Here is a 20,536-nt window from a genome sequence, read left to right on the forward strand (position 1 = left end):
CGGGTTCAGACCGTTCCGATTCCGGTGAATCCCTGTGCGGTGTAGACGACACAGGTCTTCAGGGCCAGTGGCGAGAAATGCTCCTTGAAGAAGCCCCAGTTCCGTTCCTTCGCGTCATCCGAGGGCGCCAGGATGTACGTCTGGATCTGCTTCGGGAAACGGTCGGTGAAGAAGCTCTTCGCGGGATGCCATTCGACGCCGAATTTCGCTGACTCTTCACGCAATACGTCTTCGGTGGCGATATTGGCGAAGCCGCTGCGCTGATACGGCAGCACATGGTGGACACGGTGCGAGCTCAAGCCCGCGGACAGGAAGCAGTCGACGTACTTGTTGCCGACCACCTTCAGGTCGTAGGCCTGCTCGATCTGGTTGATGGCCCAGTCGTCGGTATTGGACTCCAGCTCCTCGGTGTGCACCTCGAAGTCGTGCGACGCCACCACCAGGAAGGTGGAGACCCACAGGGTGAACACGAATTGCAGTGCCCAGGCCCAGAAGTCGCCCGCCAGCGTGAACACGATCAGCTCGCCCAGCAGCAGGAACCGCACGCCGAAGGAGCCGATGAAGTGCGGCAGCGCCCCGCCCCAGGTGCCGTACATATCCTTGATGCCCACCTTGCGGGTGAGGCGGCAGACATCCAGCAGGCGCATGATCATGCCGGTGACCGTGTGCCCGAATTTGTGCGCGGTGTGCACGGGAATCCGGAACAGGCGCGGAATGCGCATCATCATGGTGAAGACGTTCTTCTTGATGTCGACTTCACTCTGGGTGTGCGGGTGGTGCAGTAGTGCGTGGCCGTCGGCGGTGACGAAAGACAGTGCGACGTAATTGAAGTCGAAGGCGTTCGTCCAGATCTTGTTCCAGCCCTTCTGGGCCCGATGGATGCCGTAGTGGCCGAATCCGGCCAGCGAGCTGCGCAGCAGCACCATCAGAATCACGAAGAGCGGCAACGGCATCCAGCTGGTGTCCCACAGTCGCAGGCCCTGCACCGCGAAGTACGCGACGGCGAGGGTGGCGGTCACGATGTTGAAGATCGTGTCCATCTTGCGGATGCGGGCGGCCAGCTCGGGATCCTTGAGCCGGGCCTTCACCTTGTGGAGCAGGTCTTCCTTGTCCGTGGTGAAGGAGTATTTCGGGGTATCGCGCCAGGAGTCGAACCCTTCCTTGAACAGGAAGTCGGGCGCGTTGGCCTTGGGGTGGATGTCCTCGGGCAGGGCCTGCCGGTCCAGCGAGTACTTCTTGATGATCTTCTCGATCGCCTCCGGGTTCTTGTGGTACGAACCCACAATGGAGGTGATATCCCGGTTTTTCGTTCTGCCGATGAAGAATTCACCGCCGGGATGCTTGGAGATCCAGTCGCTGAGGTCGTAGGCTTTGCCGTTGTAGATCCACACATTGGACAGCGGAGGCGGACCCGAGGGGTCCGGAGGCGGCCGACGGAACTCCTCTTCCACTTCGGGGTGTTCGGTCGTCATGTCATCCCTCCGGCATTCACCATCGTGTTCGAGCTGTCGGACCTTAGAGTCCGTGCAACGCCTTGCATTTCACTGAACAATCTCTTAAACAGATATCTTCGTCGGCCGAGCGTGCCGCCCGGCCCCGGAAACGGCAGAGCCGGTCCGGGGGAGTGGGGCGACAAGTGTTGTCGCCCTTGAGGTTTCCCCGGACCGGCTCGATGGCCGAACGCCAGGCGAGGGGATTACCCCGCGGGCTTGACCGCCTTGACTTCCTTGCCCCAGTCGGACAGCGTCACCTGGATGGTGCCGGAGCCCTTGGTGACCACGGCGCGAACCAGGTTCGGGCCGTCACCCGGGGAAGCGGCCTCGGACGGCAGGGTGGTGCCGGTACCGCTGGCCGGCGGCGCGACGTCCTTGATGTACACGACGATGGGCAGCGTGGTGGCGCCCTCGCCGGACTTGGGGACGATCGGGTCGATGACCGACGCGTCGATGGTGCCGGAGACCTTCACGACATCGACGCCGTTGACCTTCTCGCGGCCCTCGGCCTTCGGGTTCTGGATCTTGCCGATGACATTGGCCAGACCGCGGTCCTTGTCCAGGATTACGCCCGGATCGTAGACCTGCTCGGCCGGGCCGACCTCGGCGTAGTTCGAGTTGCCGCCGATCTTCGCGTAGAGCTTCTTGTCGGTGACGATGAACTTCGTGTCCGTGGCCGCCTCTTCGGGCTTCATGCGGACCTTGGCGTCACCGATGGCGTAGCCCACGCCCTGCGGCTGGTTGGTCACATCGGCCTTGACGGTCTCCACCGGCAGGTTCGGCACGTTGGTGACGGCCAGATCGAGGTGCACCGACTGCAGGGTCTGCGTGGTCTTGGCCGACTCCTGGATGATCTGCGAGCCCTCGGGCAGCGCGGTGCCGGCGGGCACGCCGGTCGACGACGTGGTGCCGCCGTCCTTGGAATCGTCGCTGCTGCACCCGGTGACGAGTGCGGCGAATACGGAGGCCGCCGCCACGGCAGCCAGGCCCGCACGCTTCGTGCGAATCCGGCCGCTGGCGGGCCTCCGCGAAATCAAGTCTTTCATCTACAACCCCCGTTGAGAGTGTTTCGACCCGGTGTAAGGAACGATGGGCACCGTTCCGCGTCGTAGTATGCAGCACTTTTGCTCGGTGCGGCAGCTACCGGCGATGATCATAAGCCGCACAGCACATTCCACGACCGGTACCCTCCGATCCGCGAGAAACCTACTCGCGCAGGGTTATCCACCACCACTCGATTCTTTGTTAACGTAAATCAGCACATTTTTGGCAATCTCTTGCGAACGTTGTGGCGATGTGTGTGAGCTATCGAAGAGAAAACCCGGAAATGGTGTGCAGGGCGCTGGGGCGGATGTCCAGGTGAGCCATTTCATCGAGTGGGGGCGGCCGCGAGGGCGGCGCGCAATCGCGCCGCAACTGTCGGTCGTGCGGCGAAGGGTTCGTGCTCTTGACCGGGGCGACTGTGCGCGTTCATTATGAACACACGTTCATGAACATGCGTTCATATAGGAGGCGGGCATGTCCCGAATCGTCAATACCGCCCAGTCCCAGGCGTGGAACGGCTACGAGGGCACCCACTGGGCAGACCATTTCGACCGCTACGACGCGATCAACGCGGGTTTCAACGAATCTCTCCTGTCGGCGGCGTGTCTCACCGCCGACAGCCGGATCCTCGACATCGGCTGCGGCACCGGCCAGTTGACCCGCGAGGCCGCCCGACGGGCCCCGCGCGGCATCGCCACGGGCATCGACCTCTCCGGACCGATGCTCGCCCGCGCCCGCGAACGCGCCGGATCCGAAGGCATCGCCACTATCGCCTTCGAACAGGGTGACGCGCAGGTCTTCCCCTTCCCCGCAGGCGAATTCGACGCCGCCCTGAGCCGCTTCGGCATCATGTTCTTCGCCGACCCGGTCGCCGCCTTCAGCAATATCGCCCGCGCCCTGCGCCCCGGCGGCCGCCTGGCCTTCGTCACCATGCCACCCATGACCGGCACCGATCTCGGCACCGTATTCGGGGCCGCCGCAACCCATCTGCCCACCTTCGAGATCAGCCACACCCACGGCCCGCTCGCCGACCGGGACGGCATCCGCGCCCTGCTCACCGCCGCGGGCTGCACCGATATCGCCGTCGACTACCTGGAAGCCGACGGCATCTGGGGCCGCGACATCCCCGACGCGACCGAATTCATCATGGGCTGGGGCCCGGTCCGTCATCACCGCATGCTCACCGATCCGGCGTTCGCGGGCTCGGCTCGCGCCGTCACGAGTCCCGTCGCGGCGAATTCGGGCCCGCCCAGCAGCACCGAAGTCTTCGCGATCGACGATCAGGTCCGCGCCGCGGTCGCCGCCGCCCTGGCCCCTTTCGCAACTCCGGACGGCATCCGCCTGCGCGGCACCGCCTGGCTGGTCACCGCCACCACGCCGCTACCGTGAACAGCCATGTCCCCGAGAAAGGCCGCGGCCCTGCGTGACAGCGCCGACGACCGCGGCCTCCGCGATCACCTGCTCAGCACCGCCCAGCGCCTCATAGCCGAGCAGGGCGCGGCGGGCCTCACCGTCCGCGCCATAGCCCGCGCCGCGGGCGTCGCCGACGGCGTCCTCTACAACCACTTCACCTCCAAGGAGGACCTGCTGCTCGCGGCGGTGCGCGCCCACGTCGACACCGCCCACCGTGAACTGGGTCCCCTCCCCACCGCCGGTGACGCGACGGTCGCGGAGAACCTGCACACCTACCTCCGCGCCGGCCTGGCCCTGCACCAGGCGATCCTTCCCGTCTTCGCGGGCCTGCTGGCCACTCCCGCAATACTCGCCCGCTACACCGAAACCCCTGGCGATGAACAGGCTTGGCGCACGCGCCTGACCACCTACCTCGCCGCCGAACGCGCGCTGGCCCGGCTCGCCCCCGCGACCGACATCGACGCGGCAGCGGCACTGCTGGCCGGCATCTGCCATGACCGGGTCCTCACCGCCCTGCTCCCCACCACACCGCCGCCGACCGCCGATATCGACGCCGTCATCACCGTTCTGCTCGCGGGCATCGCCCCACACGGCTCCGGTGACGAGTAGCGCCGATCGATGGACCAGCGCGCTGGTGCCCGGTCCGCGGTGTGGGGTGACGAGTGGCGGCGGAGGCGAAATCGGGGAGCGTATCGCGTTGGGGTGACAGGGAATTCGAGGGAACCCCGCGAATCCCGGATTGTCGGTGGGGCGCTCTACGGTCCTGGGCCATGACGACTACCGAGCAGGGCTACCGATACGCCCGATCCTCTGGTTTCTGGTCCGGGCGTTTGGGTTTGGCCACCTCGGGTGGTGTGACGACGACCGGTCCGGCGGCGCATCCGCACTTCTTCAGCGGGCTGCTGACCCAGGCCGCGCCGACGGCGGCGGGGCTGCTGGCGCTGGCGGATGTGGCGCAGGCGAGTTATCCGAATCCGGTGCCGCCGGCCTGGTCCCGGGATCCGGTGATCACCTGCGCGGGGGATCGGCTGCAACTGGAGTCGTTCTCGTCGTGCTGCGGGGTGTACGCCCGGCTGACGGTGCTCGGGAACGCGCTGGACGGAGAGATTCTCACGCACGGCACCACGAACGTGGATGTGAACGGGCCGCTGCGGGAGGCGCTGGCGCGAGTGGGTGGGAACGATCCGCTGCACTTCGCGGTCGGCGACGACGAACTCGCGGTGACCACCGGGGACGGCGCCGTGGTGGAGAAGAAGGTGCCGCTGCCCGATCGGTGGCTGCGCGGCTTCGCGGAGGTGCAGGTGGCCGCCGTCGCATTCGATCTGCGCGCGGAACTGCCCGCGGGCGAGGCCGTCCGGTTCCTGCGCTCGCTGCCCAAGGGCAGTCGTGAGGTCATGTGGGCGGTGCCCGCCGGACGCGGCCTGCGGATCTCCCCGCGTCCGCAGAACGGGGCCGTATGTCTCAGCGGCAGCAGACGATTGGGCACCATGCTCCCGCTGCTGCGCTTCGCCAAGGCCCTGCGGGTGTACGGCCCGGTGGTCGGTGCGGGCTCGGAACCCGTCGCCAGCGCCTGGGAACTGGAGCTGCCCGGTATGCGCTACGTGCTGACCCTCTCACCCGAGGTGTGGCGCGGATTCTCCGGCGAGGGCGGCGTCCTCGCCGACCTGGCCTCCGAGGAAGCCGCGGGCGACGCCGAACTGCTCGGTGCGCTACTGGACTTCGAACCCCATCTGGAACCCGACCTGCTCGCCGAACGCTCCGGCCTGGACGCCGCCCGCGTCCGCTCGGCCCTCGTCCAGCTGGGCACGGCGGGCCGCGTCGGCTACGACGTGACCGAGGCCGCCTACTTCCACCGCGAACTGCCCTACGACGCGAGCCGCGTCGCCGAACTGAACCCGCGCCTGCGCTCGGCGCGCGCACTCGTCGCCGAGAACCGCGTCGTCTTCACCGGCCCCGACACCGCCGTCGTCACCGCGAGCGAAACACCCAGGCAGGTCCGGTTCTCCGCCGACGACGCCTCCTGCACCTGCCCGTGGTGGACCGACACCCGCGGCGGCCGCGGCCCCTGCAAACACGTCCTCGCGGTCCGCATGCTGCGCGCGGCCGACACCCCCGCAGCCGCTGGTGAACCGAACCTCACCATCGGAACAGGCGGCGCGGCATGAACCGGAATGTGTTGGCCGCCAGTGGCATCGAGGGAAGCGGTTCGAGCTGGGAGGAGCTGCGACGCGCGATCGAGGGAGGTGCCGCCGAGCCGGTCGTGACTGCGCTGGCGGGGCTCGACGAGGGCGGGCGAAAAGCGGCCGCGGCGGGGTTGCCGAAGCTCATCGTGCCGTGGCGTGACGTCTCCGATTGGAACGGGTGGCAGCGCACCAATGCGAATCTCCTCATCGCGGGCGCCGCCTGCCTGTCCGGGCCAGCCGCCGCCGCGACGTGGCTCGCGCGGACCAATCTCGAAATCCAGTGGCGGACCGACCTGCGCACGCTGGCCCGCCGCGTCGCTGAGGTGACGGCTTTCCGCGGGGTCGAATGGCAACTGGAATTGGCGCGGCGGCTGTCCGGGAAGTTGCGCGGCACGCCGGCGCGGGCCGATCACGAACTGCGGATCTGGTACATGGCCGCCGAGATCTTCCTCCGCACAAAGACAGACCCGCCCACCGAGGACGGATTCGTGCTGCTGTGGGTGCGCGCCACCGACTGGCCCGCCCTCGCCGCGGACCCGTTCCGGACAGTGCTGGCCCCGAAGCTGTTCGACGTCGACGCCGTAGGCCCGATTCTCCAGTGGGAGAACAAGGACGAGGCCCCCCGTGCCGCCGCGCTCGCCCGGCTCGCCGCCACCGGTGAACTCGACCGCCCCGCGCTGATCGACGGGTGCGTGCGCCGCCTGCTGCGCGGCGGCAGCGCCCAGCAGCTGCGCTGGCCCCTGCTCGCCCATCAACTGCTGGCCCCCACCCTCGACGAGACCCGCTCGTACCGGCGCGACTACCTGCGCCTGCTCCCCACCGCGCCGTCCACGGTGGCGGACATGGCTTTTCGCGTCGTGAAGCAGCTGGACGACGCGGACGGGCTGGACCCGGCCGAGGTCGAGGAGGCCGCCTCCGCCCTGCTCTTCCGCACCGAGAAGAAACTGCTCACCGCCACCCTGACGTGGCTGGACCGCACCGCCCGCACACGCGATCGCGTCGACGCCACCGTGTCGGCGGTGTGCGCGCTGTTCTCCAGTGAGTCCCTCGATCACATCGACCGGGCGACCGCCCTCGCCGTCGAATACGAACCGGCGGTGAGTCCGCACATCCGCGAAGCGGTCCGGGATGCGGCGGTCTCGCTGCCGCCGGCCTACGCGGGGCGCATCGCCGCCGTCTACGGCGGCGAACTCACCGAGGTGGAAAACGCCCCCGCCGCACCGGATTTCACGACCGCCCCGCTGCGCCCGATCGCCTCGCTCGAGGAACTGGCGGAGGCGATGGCCGAAACCCACGGCGACGAGGTCACCGCCGATGCCGAACGCCAGCTCGCCGCGCTCGTCGAATTCACCTACCGTGACCGAGAACGCGCGAAAACCGTTCTGGCAGAAGCGCTGCAGTTCCTCCCCTACGCGAGCGCCGGCCCGCACCTGGTGGCCCGCGCCCTGCTCGACCCCGAGGGCACGGTGCACCAACCGCCCTACCGCCACTACGAGGCCATCCCCGCACTGGCATTCACCGACCGCTGCATGGAGATCGCGCACGCTGTCGCGCGCGGCAACCTCCCCGTCCTGCTCGCCACCCCGACCGAGACCAACGGCCTCATCGACCCCCGCACCCTGCTGGATCGCCTGCGCCGCTACGAGGAACTGGGCATCGAACCCGGCCCCCTCGATCTGAAGCAGGCCCTGCTCCGCCTGCCTCCCGCCCCATCGGGTGCCGGAATCGATACGGCCGCAGGGGAATCCGGCGACGAGGCCGGCAGCGCCGCCGAGCGTGCCGAACTTATCGCGGCGGCAGGGCGGTTCACCTCCGATGCGGCCCGGACAGTAGTCGAGTGGTTGTCCGGTGCGGTCGATTTGACGCCCGAAATCCTGTGCGGCCCCATCACTCCCGCGCGTAAGGCGAAGCCGTGGCGCTTCCACGAGGAGAGCGGCTACTACCATCATCGGCCGCCGGGCACGCACATCCTCGCGGTGGTTCGTACGCCTGAACTGGAGTCCTCGGAGCGGGTGTGGTCTCGAATCCTGGGGCGGCGCAACCGGGTCGATGCCCTGGACGAGTTGTTCCAACTGCCCGGTAAGCACGGCCGGAACTATCCGCGCGGTTGGTATGCGGCCGGGGCGGCCTCGTGGCCGAGTGTGCTGCCCTCGCATCCAGAGGTGATCGCCGCCCACCTGCTCGCGGGCGGTGGTGACAGGTCGGCTGCGCTGCCGGGTTTGGCGCTCTCGGCCGGGGAGTTCGGTGCGGCTACCGCGACGGTGCTCGCCCACGGCCTGGCGAGTGCGGAACTGGAGCAGCGGACGGTGGCGGTGGACGCGTTGCTCACCTTCGTGGCCCGCGACCGTCTCCCCGCCGTCGAATTGGGAACGGCCATCGGCCTGCTCGCCAAGCATGAGCCCGAGTTCAAGCTCACCCGGCTCGCCGCATCCCTCGGTGATGCCGTGCGCTCGGGTGCGGCGGCGGCGCTCTGGCCGACCTTCGCGGTCGCGCTGCCCGCGTTGATCGCCGGCGCGCGTCCGGGTCTGCCCGATCTGATCGCGCTCGCCACCCAATCGGCCATGGCGGCCGCCGCGTGGCAGCCGATCGCGGAGATCACCGAACTCGCGAACCGGTCGGGTTCGAGCCGTGTGGTTCGCGAGGCCAAGCGCCTGCACGCCCAGCTCGAAGCGCGCTGAGCACGAGGCGGAAACAGCTGCGGCGGCGAACCACCGGTTCGCCGCCGCACTCTGTCCATACGTGGGTCCGTCCCTCAGTACACCGGGCCGGTGTACTTCTCGCCCGGTCCCTGCCCCGGGGCGTCGGGATGTGACGACGCCTCGCGGAAGGCGCGCTGCAACGACTGCAAACCGTCGCGGATGGGTCCGGCATGCGGGCCGAGGTATTCGACCGAGGCCGTGACCAGGCCCGCGAGCGCGGTGATGACGCGCCGCGCCTCGTCCAGATCCAGGTGCGGGCTGGCCGAGGGGTCGGCGTCGCCCAGGCCCAGCTTCTCGGCCGCGGAGCTCATGAGCATGACGGCGGCGCGGCTGATGACCTCGACGGCCGGAATCTCGGCCAGTTCGCGTACCGTGGCCTCACCGTCGATGAGTCCCGAATCCTGGTTCGTAGTCGCCTCGCTCATGGGGTAGAGCATGGCAGCGCGCGGGTTGCCGCTGGTCGTGCGGGTACCCGATTCGGAGTTATGCGGAAGGGCTGTTAGACTTTCCTGCGACGACCGCCCCAGGGTGATCCCTGTGATCAGCTCCGGGGCATCAAGTGGAGCCCGACTCCCACCGTCTGCCGGTCACAGCACCAGGTTTCGACGGTCCGGTCGCTCATCCTTAGCGGGATGGGTTCTGTGCGTGGGTTCGTCCTGCGTGCGGTGCGGTGCGAGTTGTTCGCGCCGAAGATCGGTCGACTCGGGCCCCGTGGTGGTGAAATACCAACACGGGGCTTTCGTGTTGAAATTGGGGTTGCATTTATTGCTTGCGGTCGTTGACGAACCGCTTGACCTAGGAGGCCCCATCAGCACTGAGACCCGCATCAACGATCGCATCCGCGTCCCGGAGGTTCGACTCATCGGACCGGGTGGCGAGCAGGTTGGGATCGTGCGTGTTGAAGATGCACTACGTGTCGCCCAGGAGGCTGACCTCGATCTGGTCGAGGTCGCACCGGACGCACGCCCGCCGGTTTGCAAGATCATGGATTACGGCAAGTTCAAGTACGAGACCGCGCAGAAGGCGCGGGAATCTCGGAAGAACCAGGTGCAGACCGTGATCAAGGAGCAGAAGCTCCGCCCGAAGATCGACGATCACGACTACGAGACCAAGAAGGGCCACGTCCTGCGCTTCCTGCAGGCCGGCTCGAAGGTCAAGGTCACGATCATGTTCCGCGGCCGCGAGCAGTCGCGTCCGGAACTCGGTTACCGGCTCTTGCAGCGGCTGGCCTCCGACGTCGCCGAATTCGGTTTCGTCGAAACCTCGGCCAAGCAGGACGGCCGGAACATGACCATGGTCCTCGCCCCGCACAAGGGCGCGAAGACGCGGGTGAAGGCCCAGAACGAAGCGAGCTCCACCCCGGCGCGCAACAGCGCTCCGGCTGCGGCTCCCGCTCCGGCTGACGCCCCGGCTGCCGAAGCCGCTGCTCCGGCTGCCGACCCGCAGCAGTAATAACGACCAGCATTGGCGGAGGCGCGGATGTCGCGCGCCTCCGGCACGAGAGATTGAGAGAATCCATGCCGAAGATGAAGAGCCACAGCGGCGCCTCGAAGCGATTCAAGGTGTCCGGTTCCGGCAAGCTCCTGCGTCAGCAGGCGAACCGCCGCCACCTGCTCGAGCACAAGCCGACCACCCGGACTCGTCGTCTGGACGGTGTGGAGGTCGTCGCGAAGGCGGACGTCGCTCGCGTCAAGAAGCTGCTCGCCAAGTAAATACGGGCTGAGCCAGCCGCAAGCGATCCGTTCGCGGAACGCATAATTCGACCAACTCGGGCGCACACCCCCGGTGTCTACGCGAAAGACCCTGCGCCCCCTACCGATCAAGGACTGACAAGTGGCACGCGTCAAAAGGGCCGTCAACGCTCAGAAGAAGCGCCGTTCCGTTCTCGAGGCCTCCAAGGGCTACCGCGGTCAGCGGTCGCGCCTGTACCGCAAGGCCAAGGAACAGCAGCTGCACTCGCTCACCTACGCCTACCGCGACCGTCGCGCGCGCAAGGGTGACTTCCGCAAGCTGTGGATCGCTCGTATCAACGCCGCGGCGCGTCTGAACGACATCACCTACAACCGCTTCATCCAGGGCCTGAAGGCCGCGGGTGTCGAGGTGGACCGCAAGATCCTCGCCGAGCTCGCCGTCTCCGACGCCGAGGCGTTCGCCGGCCTGGTCGCGGTCGCGAAGGCCGCCCTGCCGGCCGACGTCAACGCTCCGGCCGCCTGATTCGGCCTGCGTGACAACGCAACAGCATTCGGAACGACCCGTGGACGCGCTCTCCGAGCGCAATCCGCGGGTCGTTTCCGCTGTCAAACTGCACCGCGGCCAGCAGCGCCGCAAGACCGGACTGTTCCTCGCCGAGGGCGCGAATTCCGTTGCGGCCGCACTGGATACCGAGCGCGTGCGGGAACTGTTCTACTCCTCCAGGGCCGCCGGACGGGAGCACGAACTCGTCGCCGGGGCCGCCGCGCAGGGCGTGCGCACCACCCTGGTGAGCGACCGCGCCGCGGAAATGCTGGGGGAGACGGTGACTCCGCCCGGTCTGGTCGCCGTCTGCGATCAGGTGGACGTGCCGCTGGGCGGCATCCTCGCGAAGTCTCCGCGCATGCTGGCCGTCCCGGTCGGGATCGCCGACCCCGGCAACGCGGGCACCCTGATCCGTGTGGCCGACGCCGTCGGCGCGGACGGCGTCGTACTGGCCGGTGATTCGGTCGACCCGCACAACGGAAAATGCGTACGCGCCTGTGCCGGAAGCCTTTTCCACGTCCCGGTCGCCCGCGAACGCGATATCGAGGCCACCCTCGCGGCGCTGGAAGGCGCGGGTATCGCGACCCTGGCCACCACCGCCAAGGGCGAGGTCGACCTCGACGACGCCGACGAACTGCTGCGCGGCCCGGTCGCCTGGCTCTTCGGCAACGAGGCGCACGGCCTGGATCCGGCCATAGCCCGCCGCGCCACCCACCGCATCCGCATCCCCATCCACGGGCGCGCGGAAAGCCTGAATCTCGCTGCGGCAGCGGCTATCTGCCTGTACGCGGGCGCACGGGTGCAGCACCGGGGCTGAGGCTCAGCAGGTCTCGGTCTCGTCGAGATTGGTCATGATCTCCTCGGCCCAGTCGGTGTGGACGGCGTCCGCGCCGATCACCCGCATGGCGGCCATCATGGTCAGCAGCATGCCGGTGGCGAAGAATTCGCGGGCCTGCACCGGTGAAGCGCCGGTCAGCTCGCGCAAGAGGTGGTACATGCTGCCGTAGCGTTCCCGGACGGCGTCGCCGATGACGGGATCGGCGCTGGCGGCCATGCCGTGCATGAGCACCAGCGGCAGATCCCGTTCCAGCAGGAGCGCGCGGTAGCCGTCGCCCATCGCCGCCATCCTGGTCTCGGTATCGGCGTCCGGGCCGACGGCTTCGACACCGGCCCGGAAGATGGCCTCGACGCGTTCGCAGACCGCGCGGGTCGCGGCCAGGAACAGTTGCTGCTTGGACCCGAACAGCCGGATCACATACGGCTGCGAGACGCCCGCCCGCCGCGCGATCTCATCGGTTTTCGTCGCGGCGTAACCGGATTCGGCGAAGGCGCTGACGGCGGCGGCCAGCACCTGTTCGCCGCGCTCGCTCGCTGTCATCCGGGTCCTGGTCATGAGGATCAGCTCCTTCGCGTCGGTGCGGTCTTGACATGTTATCAGTCGATGCATACTCTTCGATCCATAAGTTATCAGTGGATAACAACAAAGGATCTGGGCATGACTTCCACACTCTCCGCCGAACCGCCCGCGACGGGCCTGGCGAAACCGAAACCGCTCGCCGCTGTCATTGCGGCCGTGGGCATTCCGATGTTCATGGTGACCCTCGACAACCTGGTCGTGACCAATGCATTGCCAGTCATCCGGACCGAGCTCAACGCCTCACTGACCGACCTGCAGTGGTTCGTCAACGCCTACACGCTGGCCTTCGCCTCACTGCTGCTCACGGCCGCCGCGCTCGGCGACCGGATCGGGCGGCGGCGCATGTTCCTGGCGGGCATCGCGCTGTTCACCCTCGCTTCGGCGGCGTGTGCGCTGGCCACCGAGCCGTGGATGCTGATCGCGGCGCGGGCCGCGCAGGGGTTCGGCGGGGCGGCGGTGCTGCCGCTGTCGCTGACCCTGCTGTCGGAGGCGGTGCCCGAGAAGATGCGCAGTGCGGCCATCGGCATCTGGGGCGGCATCACCGGGCTCGGCGTGGCGCTGGGGCCCGTGGTCGGCGGCGCGGTCGTCGAGGGGCTGAGCTGGCAGTGGATCTTCTGGCTGAATGTGCCCATCGGGATTCTCGCGGTGCCGTTCGCGGCTCGTGTACTGAGTGAATCCTTCGGTGGCGCACGGCAATTGGATCTGATCGGGCTGGTGCTGTCGGCGGGCGGCGTACTGGCCGTGGTGTGGGGCGTCGTGCACGGCGCGGACGACGGCTGGACCTCCGGCCCGGTGCTGGGCGGATTGCTCGGCGGCGCGGCGCTGCTCGCGGCATTCATCGTCTGGGAACTGCGGAGTCCGGAACCCATGCTGCCGCTGCGGTTGTTCCGTTCCCGCGGCTTCAGCGTGATCAACACGGTGATCCTCACCTTCTCGGTGGGCGTGTTCGGCGCGATCTTCCTGCTGGCCCAGTTCTTCCAGGTGGTGCAGGGATACTCGCCACTCGAGGCGGGTGTGCGGACGCTGCCGTGGACCATGGCCCCGATGGTGGTGGCCCCGATCGCCGGGCTGATCGTGGACCGGGTCGGACCCCGTGTCCTGGTCGCCGTGGGGCAGGCGCTGCTGGCGGTAGCCCTGGCGTGGATGGCGCTGGTCTCAAGTGTCGACATGGCTTACAGCGCACTGGTGCTGCCGTTCGTGCTGGGCGGCGTCGGCATGGGCCTGACCTTCGCGCCGAGCGCCACGGTCGTCATGGCCAGCGCCGCGCCCGACGACCGTGCCATGGCCTCCGGAATCAACAGCACGCTGCGCGAGGTCGGTGTGGCGCTCGGAATCGCGGTCCTCGCTTCCGTATTCGCCTCCACTGGTTCGTATCTGACCCCGCAGAGCTACGTCGACGGGCTGGTGCCCGCCGTGTGGGTGGGGGCGGTGATTGTCGCGGTCGGCGCGGTGATCGCACTGTTCCTGCCAGGTCGCAGCGATATCGCGGCGGCGAGCGAAAGCTCCGGTGACACACCGGCCTTCGTGCACTGATCAGATTCGGCACCGGGACCACCCCGGTGCCGAATCCATTTCCACGACCGAACCACGATCGAACCACAGCCGAAATACCCGGAGCCCCATCATGTTCGAGACCCTGCTGCTCCTGATCATCCCCACCCTGGCCCTCCGTGTGCTCGGCGCCCTCGGCGTCGCCCGCTTCGGCACCTGGCGCGTCTCGGCGGCGCACGGGCTGGCCTTCCTGCTCCTCATGACCGGCACCGCCCACTTCGTCCCCGACACCGTCACCGTCATGCCCTCCCACGACGACCTGACCGCCATGGTCCCGACCTTCGTCCCGTTCCCCGACTTCATGGTCTACGCCACCGGCGTCCTGGAACTACTGGGCGCACTCGGGCTGGTGATCACCGCGACCCGCACCCTCGCGGGCATCGGCCTGGCCGTGCTGTTCGTCCTCATGCTCCCCGCGAATATCCATGCGGCCGTGAACGATATCGGCCTGGACGGCGACCCGGCCACACCCCTGTGGTTCCGGATCCCGGAGCAGATCGTCTATATCGCGGTGGCCCTGTGGGCCGCGCGCGTCACGCTCCGCCCACGGCAGCCCGCGCCCGCTCGATCTCGTTGATGTTCTCCTCGGTCCACAGCCGCAGCGCCCGGATCAGTCCGGCCAGGCTGTGGCCGAGATCCGTCAGCGTGTACTCCACGCGCGGCGGAATCGTGGGATGCACTGTGCGCGTGACGAATCCATCGGACTCCAGCCCGCGCAGGGTCTGCGTGAGCATCTTCTGCGACACCCCGCCGATCCGGCGGCTGAGATCGGTGTAGCGCATGGTGCCGTGCTCGAGCAGCGCGTCGATCACCAGCATCGTCCACTTGCTCGCGATGTGGTCGAGCACCTGGCGGGTAGGGCATTTGGGGGAGAACACATCCGCGGGCAGACCGGACGATTCGACAATGGTTCGCACCTTTTCGAGCCTAACGCACTTTCAGGTGCCTTCTTCCCAATCGAGAGTCACTCTCCAATAGTTAGTGGCATGACCACGATGTCCGTCGCCGAAGCGATCAACACCCGCCGCACCGTCCGCCACTACCGCCCCGACCCGGTCCCCGCCGACCTGCTCGACACCCTGCTCGCCCTCGCCGTCCAGGCCCCTTCCAGCTGGAACCTGCAGGACCGCTCGATCGTCGCGGTCACCGATCCCGCAGTGCGCGAAGGACTTACCTGGGCCACCGGCGGCCAGCCGCAGCCGCAGGAGGCCCCCGTTATGCTGGTCTTCGTCGCCGAACCGCAGAGCTGGCGCACCGACCGCAGCGACATCATCGCCCAGGGCCGCGATACCGGAGCCTGGACAGAGGCGTTCGCCACGCACTTCGCGGCGGCTTCCGCCGAATTCCAGCAGAGCCTCGACGAGCGCGGTCTACTCCGCGAGTACGCCGTCAAGAACGCCATGATCGCCGCCTCCTTCACCATGCTCGCCGCCACCGAACTCGGCCTGGCCACCTCACCCATGAACGGCTGGGACGAGGCGAAGGTGAAGAAGGTCATCGGCATCGAGGACCGCGAGGATCTGGCCATCGCCCTGCTCATGTCCGTCGGATACGCCGCCGAGCAGCGCATCCACCCCGGGCGGCGGCCGCCGGCCCGGACCGTCCACCGCGATCGGTACGCCGCGGCCTGATCCGAGCCCGGCCCGGATGTAGCGGCTGGTCGGTCCGATTCCGATTGAAGGGGTAGTCGCGGCGGTGGGTGCGGGTATCGTGCGACGTCCGAGACCCGCACATGCTCCGCAGTGACCCAGGTCAGCCGGAATCGACCCAGGTGAGCACGATGTCTTTTACTGAACACCCGCAGGCGGCGGTCGCGGCCGAAGCTACTCCGGACGCTGTTGCCGCCGGATCCCCGCGGATGTCGGAGGCGGTCGAATCCGGGTCGCCGCGGGGCGAGGATCTCCGGCTCGCCGCGTGGGAGCGGGCCTCCACGATTCCGCTGGCCGTGCTGGCGGTGGTGTTCCTGGGCGCGTACGCGTGGCATGTGCTCGATGGGGGGCGGCATCCGGCGTTGGAGACGTGGCTCACGCGGGTGGACATCGCGGTGTGGGTGATCTTCGCCGCGGATTATCTGGGCCGGTTGTGGATTGCCGCGGATCGCCGCCGGTTCTTCCGGGGCAATCTGGTGGATCTGGTGATCGTGCTGCTGCCGCCGTTGCGGCCGCTGCGGTTGCTGCGGGCCGCGCTGCTGGTGATCGAGGCGATCGATCGGCACACCCGGTTCCGGGCGCGGGCGCGGATGTCGGTCATGGTCGGGGTGAGCTCGGTGCTGCTGATCCTGCTGTGCAGTCTGGCCATGTACGACGCGGAACGGGATGCGCCGGAGAGCAATATCCAGAATTTCGGTGATGCCGCCTGGTGGTCGGTGGTGTCGGTGACCACGGTCGGGTACGGGGACCGGTATCCGGTGACGGTCGAGGGCAGGCTGGTGGCGCTGGTGCTCATGACCTTCGGCATCGGCCTCATCTCCTTCGCCATCGGCACCACCACCAGCTGGGTGATGGACAAGCTGAAGACGGTCGAGGTCTCCGCGGAGCGCACCGATCGGGAGATCGCGGTGCTGGTCGAGGAGATCCGCTCGCTGCGCGCGGAGGTCAGCGCGCTGGGCGCCGAGCGCCCCGCGGCCGGTCGGGACGACGGGGACGGTCGGAAACCCATGTGAGCCGGGGTGTGTGCATCGCCTACCATTCGACCAGGAAGAATGTGGGCGGGCAATCAGCCCGGACTCGTACCAGCAGGGAGAGACGACCATCGTGGCCGATGACATCGACCGTGCCGAGCAGGATGCGGCTCTGAGTGAGGAATCGCTCGCCGCTGCCGCGGAAGCGGCCGAGAAGGCCTTTGCCGCCGCGTCGACTTTGGACGAGCTCGCGGCCGCGAAGACCGAGTATATGGGTGGTAAGTCGCCCATCTCGCTGGCACAGCGGTCGCTGGGCACCCTGCCCAAGGATGCGAAGGCCGAGGCCGGTAAGCGCGTGAACGTGGCGCGCGGCCGGGTGTCTTCGGCATTCGAGGCCCGGCAGCAGGAGCTGCTGGCCGAGCGTGACGCCGCGGTGCTGGTGGCCGAGGCCATCGATGTGACGGTTCCGGCGCGCCGGGGTGCGCTGGGTGCGCGGCATCCCATCGCCGTGCTGTCGGAGCGGGTCGCCGATGTGTTCGTGGCCATGGGCTGGGAGGTCGCCGAAGGTCCCGAGGTCGAGACCGAGCATTTCAATTTCGACGCGCTGAACTTCCTGCCGGATCATCCGGCGCGCACCATGCAGGACACCTTCCATATCGCGCCGGAGGGTTCGCGGCAGGTGCTGCGCACGCACACCTCGCCGGTGCAGGTGCGGTCCATGCTGTCGCGTGAGCTGCCGATCTATGTGGTGTGCCCGGGGCGGACCTTCCGCACCGACGAGCTCGATGCCACGCACACCCCGGTGTTCTCGCAGGTCGAGGGTCTGGCCATCGACAAGGGCCTGACCATGGCGCATCTGAAGGGCACGCTGGACGCCTTCGCGCGGGCGCTGTTCGGCCCGAACACCACCACCCGCATGCGGCCGTCGTACTTCCCCTTCACCGAGCCGTCCGCCGAGGTGGACGTGTGGTTCGAGGACAAGAAGGGCGGTCCGGGCTGGGTCGAGTGGGGCGGCTGCGGCATGGTGAACCCGAAGGTGCTCATCGCCTCCGGGATCGATCCCGAGGCGTACAGCGGTTTCGCGTTCGGCATGGGTCTGGAGCGGACCCTGCAGTTCCGCAACGGCCTGCCCGATATGCGCGACATCGTCGAGGGCGATGTGCGCTTCACGCTGCCGTTCGGCATCCAGTCCTGACCCGATCCCCTTAATCAGAGGAAGCGAAACGTCAAGTGCGAGTAGCGCAATCCTGGCTGACGGAAATCCTGCGGCGCACCACCCCCGAGTGGTCGGTCACCGCGGAGGAGCTCGACGCCGGTTTCGTCCGGGTCGGGCTGGAGGTCGAAGAGGTCGATCCGCTGCACCGGATCGAGGGCGATATCGAGAAGCCGCTGGTGGTCGGCCGCGTCGCCGAGATCACCGAGCTGACCGAGTTCAAGAAGCCGATCCGGTTCTGCAAGGTCGATGTCGGCAATCCGGAGCTGCAGGAGATCGTCTGCGGCGCACGGAATTTCGCCGTCGGCGATCTGGTCGTCGTGGTGCTGCCGGGTGGCGTGCTGCCCGGTGGATTCCAGATCAGCTCGCGGAAGACCTACGGGCACACCAGCAATGGCATGATCTGCTCGGTCGCCGAACTCGGCATCGGCAAGGATCACAGCGGCATCCTGGTGCTCGAGCCCGGCACCGCCGAGCCCGGCGCGGACGCCAATGAGCTGCTGGGCCTGGACGATACGGTCATCGAGCTGGCCATCACCCCCGACCGCGGCTACGCCTTCTCGGCGCGCGGCCTGGCGCGGGAACTGGCCTGCGGCTTCGACCTGGAGTACAGCGATCCGGCCGTGCGGCTGCTGCCCGACTCCGAGGCGCAGGCGTGGCCGGTGAAGCTCGAGCCCGAGTCGCTGTGCACCCGGTTCGCGGTGCGCCGCGTCACCGGCATCGACCCGAAGGCCGTCAGCCCGTGGTGGCTGCAGCGCCGCCTGCTGCTCTCGGGCGTGCGGCCCATCTCCCCGGCCGTCGACGTCACCAACTACGTGATGCTCGAGCTCGGCCAGCCGCTGCACGCCTTCGACGCCTCGAAGGTGCACGGCGGCTTCGTGGTTCGCCGCGCCAACAAGGGCGAGACCCTGCGCACCCTCGACGACGCCGAGCGCGTGCTCGACGCCGAAGACGTTGTCATCGCCGATGATTCGGGCGTCATCTCGCTCGCGGGCATCATGGGCGGCGCGAGCACCGAGGTCGGCGCGAACTCCACCGACATCCTGCTCGAGGCCGCGACCTGGAATCCGGTCGCCATCGCGCGCACCACCCGCCGCCACAAGCTCGGCTCCGAGGCGAGCCGCCGCTTCGAACGCGTCGTGGACCCCGAGGTGAATATCGCCGCGCTCGACCGTGCCGCCACCCTGCTGGCCGAAATCGCCGGTGGCACAGTCGAATCCGTGCTGACCGACGTGCGTGTGCCGGTTCCGGCCGCCGCGCCGATCAATATGAACATCGACCTGCCGGATCGCACCGCGGGCGTGCAGTACGCCCCCGGCACCTCCAGCCGTCGCCTGCAGCAGGTCGGCTGCTCCGTCGATGTCGGCGTCAGCGACGCCGGGCACGCCCAGCTGGTCGTCACCCCGCCCAGCTGGCGGCCCGACCTCACCCAGCCCGCCGATCTGGTGGAGGAGGTGCTGCGCCTGGAGGGCCTCGACAAGATCCCGTCGGTGCTGCCCACCGCCCCCGCCGGTCGCGGCCTCAGCGCCGAGCAGCGCCGCCGCCGCGCCGTCAGCAAAGCGCTGGCCTTCTCCGGCGCGGTCGAGGTCCCGTCCCCGGTCTTCATGTCCGCCACGGTCTTCGACACCTGGGGCCTGCCCGCCGACGACGTCCGCCGCAGCACGCTGAAGGTGCTCAACCCGCTGGACGCCGAGCGCCCGGACCTGGCCTCCACCCTGCTGCCCGGCCTGCTGGAGATCGCCGCCCGCAACATCTCCCGCGGCGAACGGGATATCGCGATCTACTGCATCGGCCAGGTCGTGCTGCCCACCTCGGAGACGGTGGCCGTGGCTCCGCTGCCCGTGGATGGCCGCCCCACCGAGGCCGAGATCGACGTGCTGCTGAAGTCCCTCCCGGATCAGCCCGTGCGGGTCTCGGCCGTCCTCACCGGCCGCCGCGAGCCGCGCGGGCCCTGGGGTCAGGGCCGCGCCGTCGAGGCCGGTGACGCCTTCGCTCTCGTCGACGCCATCGCCGACGCCGCCGGCGTCACCATCGAGCGCCGCTCCGCCGCCCACCTCCCGTGGCATCCGGGCCGCTGCGCCGAACTCCTCGTCGACGGCGTCGTGGTCGGTTACGCGGGCGAACTCCACCCGGCTGTCCTCGAGCGCTCCGGCCTCCCCCCGCGCACCTGTGCCGTGGAACTCGACCTGGATGCCCTCCCGCTGCGCGAAATCCGCCCCGCCCCGGTGGTTTCCGCCTTCCCGGCGGTCCTCCAGGACGTGTCGGTCAGCGTCGAGAAGTCCACCCCCGCCGCCTCGGTCGAATCGGCCCTGCGCAAGGGTGCGGGCGAACTCCTGGAGAGCATCTCCCTGTTCGACGTCTACGAGGGAGCCCAGGCCGGCGAGGGCCGCAAATCCCTCACCTACGCCCTCCGCTTCCGCGCCACCGACCGCACCCTCACCGAGGACGAGGCCAGCGCCGCCCGCGATGCCGCGGTAGCCACTGCGGCCACCGCTGTCGGAGCGGTTCTGCGCGGGTAGTTTCGCTGATTGCGGCTCGTCGCGCGACACACCGGGAACGGTGCCGCGGCGGGCCGCTTTCACGTACGATCGAGGACATCACTTCGGTGATGGGTTGAGAAGGGAAGAGCGCCGCCGCTTACGACGCCCTCCCCGTTGCGGGTTACCTA

At 68.4% G+C, this 20,536-nt stretch carries 19 protein-coding genes; 14 read left to right on the forward strand and 5 right to left on the reverse strand.

Annotated features, from left to right (window positions below):
* Nucleotides 1-5: 5 nt before the first annotated feature.
* Nucleotides 6-1,472, reverse strand: a complete 1,467-nt coding sequence (locus JK358_RS26705; protein ID WP_201952288.1) for a fatty acid desaturase — start codon at nucleotides 1,470-1,472, stop codon at nucleotides 6-8.
* Between the two features lie 224 nt (nucleotides 1,473-1,696).
* A complete protein-coding gene (locus tag JK358_RS26710; protein ID WP_201952301.1) occupies nucleotides 1,697-2,539 on the reverse strand; it encodes an LppX_LprAFG lipoprotein in 843 nt (280 codons plus the stop codon).
* 472 nt (nucleotides 2,540-3,011) lie between these two features.
* Between JK358_RS26710 and JK358_RS26715 the strand changes: the two genes are divergently transcribed.
* The 4 genes from JK358_RS26715 to JK358_RS26730 all read left to right on the forward strand — a co-directional run bounded on the left by JK358_RS26715 (nucleotide 3,012) and on the right by JK358_RS26730 (nucleotide 8,811).
* On the forward strand, nucleotides 3,012-3,926 hold the full coding sequence (locus tag JK358_RS26715) for a class I SAM-dependent methyltransferase (RefSeq protein WP_201952304.1): 915 nt from the start codon (nucleotides 3,012-3,014) through the stop codon (nucleotides 3,924-3,926).
* Between the two features lie 6 nt (nucleotides 3,927-3,932).
* Nucleotides 3,933-4,559, forward strand: a complete 627-nt coding sequence (locus JK358_RS26720) for a TetR/AcrR family transcriptional regulator (protein ID WP_201952308.1) — start codon at nucleotides 3,933-3,935, stop codon at nucleotides 4,557-4,559.
* Between the two features lie 161 nt (nucleotides 4,560-4,720).
* On the forward strand, nucleotides 4,721-6,115 hold the full coding sequence (locus JK358_RS26725; protein ID WP_201952310.1) for an SWIM zinc finger family protein: 1,395 nt from the start codon (nucleotides 4,721-4,723) through the stop codon (nucleotides 6,113-6,115).
* Nucleotides 6,112-8,811, forward strand: coding sequence for a DUF7824 domain-containing protein (locus JK358_RS26730; RefSeq protein ID WP_201952312.1), 2,700 nt, complete (start codon nucleotides 6,112-6,114; stop codon nucleotides 8,809-8,811). The genes JK358_RS26725 and JK358_RS26730 overlap by 4 nt, the downstream gene beginning before the upstream one ends.
* A gap of 74 nt (nucleotides 8,812-8,885) precedes the next feature.
* On the opposite strand, the gene JK358_RS26735 is transcribed toward JK358_RS26730, so the two are convergent.
* Nucleotides 8,886-9,257, reverse strand: coding sequence for a DUF1844 domain-containing protein (locus tag JK358_RS26735; protein WP_201952315.1), 372 nt, complete (start codon nucleotides 9,255-9,257; stop codon nucleotides 8,886-8,888).
* Nucleotides 9,258-9,588: 331 nt separating this feature from the next.
* Here JK358_RS26735 and infC point away from each other — a divergent pair, with 331 nt between their 5' ends.
* The 4 genes from infC (at nucleotide 9,589) to JK358_RS26755 (ending at nucleotide 11,884) form a co-directional block, all read left to right on the forward strand.
* Nucleotides 9,589-10,284 carry a translation initiation factor IF-3 gene (infC, locus tag JK358_RS26740; protein ID WP_201952687.1) on the forward strand — a complete coding sequence of 232 codons (696 nt, stop codon included), beginning with the start codon at nucleotides 9,589-9,591 and terminating at the stop codon, nucleotides 10,282-10,284.
* 65 nt (nucleotides 10,285-10,349) lie between these two features.
* Nucleotides 10,350-10,544: a 50S ribosomal protein L35 gene (gene rpmI / locus JK358_RS26745; RefSeq protein WP_033090982.1), complete on the forward strand. Its 195-nt coding sequence runs from the start codon at nucleotides 10,350-10,352 to the stop codon at nucleotides 10,542-10,544.
* A 121-nt stretch (nucleotides 10,545-10,665) separates the two neighbouring features.
* Nucleotides 10,666-11,046, forward strand: a complete 381-nt coding sequence (gene rplT, locus JK358_RS26750) for a 50S ribosomal protein L20 (protein WP_043650578.1) — start codon at nucleotides 10,666-10,668, stop codon at nucleotides 11,044-11,046.
* Nucleotides 11,047-11,086: 40 nt separating this feature from the next.
* Nucleotides 11,087-11,884 carry a TrmH family RNA methyltransferase gene (locus tag JK358_RS26755; RefSeq protein WP_201952318.1) on the forward strand — a complete coding sequence of 266 codons (798 nt, stop codon included), beginning with the start codon at nucleotides 11,087-11,089 and terminating at the stop codon, nucleotides 11,882-11,884.
* 3 nt (nucleotides 11,885-11,887) lie between these two features.
* Here JK358_RS26755 and JK358_RS26760 read toward each other — a convergent pair whose 3' ends face one another.
* Nucleotides 11,888-12,460, reverse strand: a complete 573-nt coding sequence (locus JK358_RS26760; protein ID WP_232851914.1) for a TetR/AcrR family transcriptional regulator — start codon at nucleotides 12,458-12,460, stop codon at nucleotides 11,888-11,890.
* A 102-nt stretch (nucleotides 12,461-12,562) separates the two neighbouring features.
* Between JK358_RS26760 and JK358_RS26765 the strand changes: the two genes are divergently transcribed.
* Nucleotides 12,563-14,017 carry an MFS transporter gene (locus JK358_RS26765; RefSeq protein ID WP_232851915.1) on the forward strand — a complete coding sequence of 485 codons (1,455 nt, stop codon included), beginning with the start codon at nucleotides 12,563-12,565 and terminating at the stop codon, nucleotides 14,015-14,017.
* Nucleotides 14,018-14,108: 91 nt separating this feature from the next.
* Nucleotides 14,109-14,612, forward strand: coding sequence for a DoxX family protein (locus JK358_RS26770; RefSeq protein ID WP_201952321.1), 504 nt, complete (start codon nucleotides 14,109-14,111; stop codon nucleotides 14,610-14,612).
* Here JK358_RS26770 and JK358_RS26775 read toward each other — a convergent pair.
* Complete coding sequence (locus tag JK358_RS26775; RefSeq protein ID WP_201952324.1) at nucleotides 14,569-14,952, reverse strand: winged helix-turn-helix transcriptional regulator; 384 nt, start codon at nucleotides 14,950-14,952, stop codon at nucleotides 14,569-14,571. The genes JK358_RS26770 and JK358_RS26775 overlap by 44 nt on opposite strands.
* Nucleotides 14,953-15,021: 69 nt before the next feature.
* Here JK358_RS26775 and JK358_RS26780 point away from each other — a divergent pair, with 69 nt between their 5' ends.
* The 4 genes from JK358_RS26780 (at nucleotide 15,022) to pheT (ending at nucleotide 20,387) form a co-directional block, all read left to right on the forward strand.
* Nucleotides 15,022-15,666, forward strand: a complete 645-nt coding sequence (locus JK358_RS26780) for a nitroreductase family protein (RefSeq protein ID WP_232851916.1) — start codon at nucleotides 15,022-15,024, stop codon at nucleotides 15,664-15,666.
* Between the two features lie 149 nt (nucleotides 15,667-15,815).
* Nucleotides 15,816-16,697 (forward strand): potassium channel family protein, encoded by an 882-nt coding sequence (locus JK358_RS26785; protein ID WP_232851917.1) that lies wholly within the window; start codon nucleotides 15,816-15,818, stop codon nucleotides 16,695-16,697.
* Between the two features lie 91 nt (nucleotides 16,698-16,788).
* A complete protein-coding gene (pheS, locus tag JK358_RS26790; RefSeq protein WP_201952327.1) occupies nucleotides 16,789-17,850 on the forward strand; it encodes a phenylalanine--tRNA ligase subunit alpha in 1,062 nt (353 codons plus the stop codon).
* Between the two features lie 35 nt (nucleotides 17,851-17,885).
* Nucleotides 17,886-20,387, forward strand: coding sequence for a phenylalanine--tRNA ligase subunit beta (pheT, locus tag JK358_RS26795; RefSeq protein ID WP_201952330.1), 2,502 nt, complete (start codon nucleotides 17,886-17,888; stop codon nucleotides 20,385-20,387).
* Nucleotides 20,388-20,536 lie beyond the last annotated feature (149 nt).

It is taken from the genome of Nocardia acididurans (assembly GCF_016741815.1).
Classification (GTDB): domain Bacteria; phylum Actinomycetota; class Actinomycetes; order Mycobacteriales; family Mycobacteriaceae; genus Nocardia; species Nocardia acididurans.

Coding starts and splice junctions, on each gene's coding strand:
- JK358_RS26705 (WP_201952288.1), bottom strand. CDS start 1,472: ATGACGACCGAACACCCCGAAGTGGAAGAGGAGTTCCGTCGGCCGCCT.
- JK358_RS26710 (WP_201952301.1), bottom strand. CDS start 2,539: ATGAAAGACTTGATTTCGCGGAGGCCCGCCAGCGGCCGGATTCGCACG.
- JK358_RS26715 (WP_201952304.1), top strand. CDS start 3,012: ATGTCCCGAATCGTCAATACCGCCCAGTCCCAGGCGTGGAACGGCTAC.
- JK358_RS26720 (WP_201952308.1), top strand. CDS start 3,933: ATGTCCCCGAGAAAGGCCGCGGCCCTGCGTGACAGCGCCGACGACCGC.
- JK358_RS26725 (WP_201952310.1), top strand. CDS start 4,721: ATGACGACTACCGAGCAGGGCTACCGATACGCCCGATCCTCTGGTTTC.
- JK358_RS26730 (WP_201952312.1), top strand. CDS start 6,112: ATGAACCGGAATGTGTTGGCCGCCAGTGGCATCGAGGGAAGCGGTTCG.
- JK358_RS26735 (WP_201952315.1), bottom strand. CDS start 9,257: ATGAGCGAGGCGACTACGAACCAGGATTCGGGACTCATCGACGGTGAG.
- rpmI (WP_033090982.1), top strand. CDS start 10,350: ATGCCGAAGATGAAGAGCCACAGCGGCGCCTCGAAGCGATTCAAGGTG.
- JK358_RS26760 (WP_232851914.1), bottom strand. CDS start 12,460: ATGACCAGGACCCGGATGACAGCGAGCGAGCGCGGCGAACAGGTGCTG.
- JK358_RS26765 (WP_232851915.1), top strand. CDS start 12,563: ATGACTTCCACACTCTCCGCCGAACCGCCCGCGACGGGCCTGGCGAAA.
- JK358_RS26770 (WP_201952321.1), top strand. CDS start 14,109: ATGTTCGAGACCCTGCTGCTCCTGATCATCCCCACCCTGGCCCTCCGT.
- JK358_RS26780 (WP_232851916.1), top strand. CDS start 15,022: ATGACCACGATGTCCGTCGCCGAAGCGATCAACACCCGCCGCACCGTC.
- JK358_RS26785 (WP_232851917.1), top strand. CDS start 15,816: ATGTCTTTTACTGAACACCCGCAGGCGGCGGTCGCGGCCGAAGCTACT.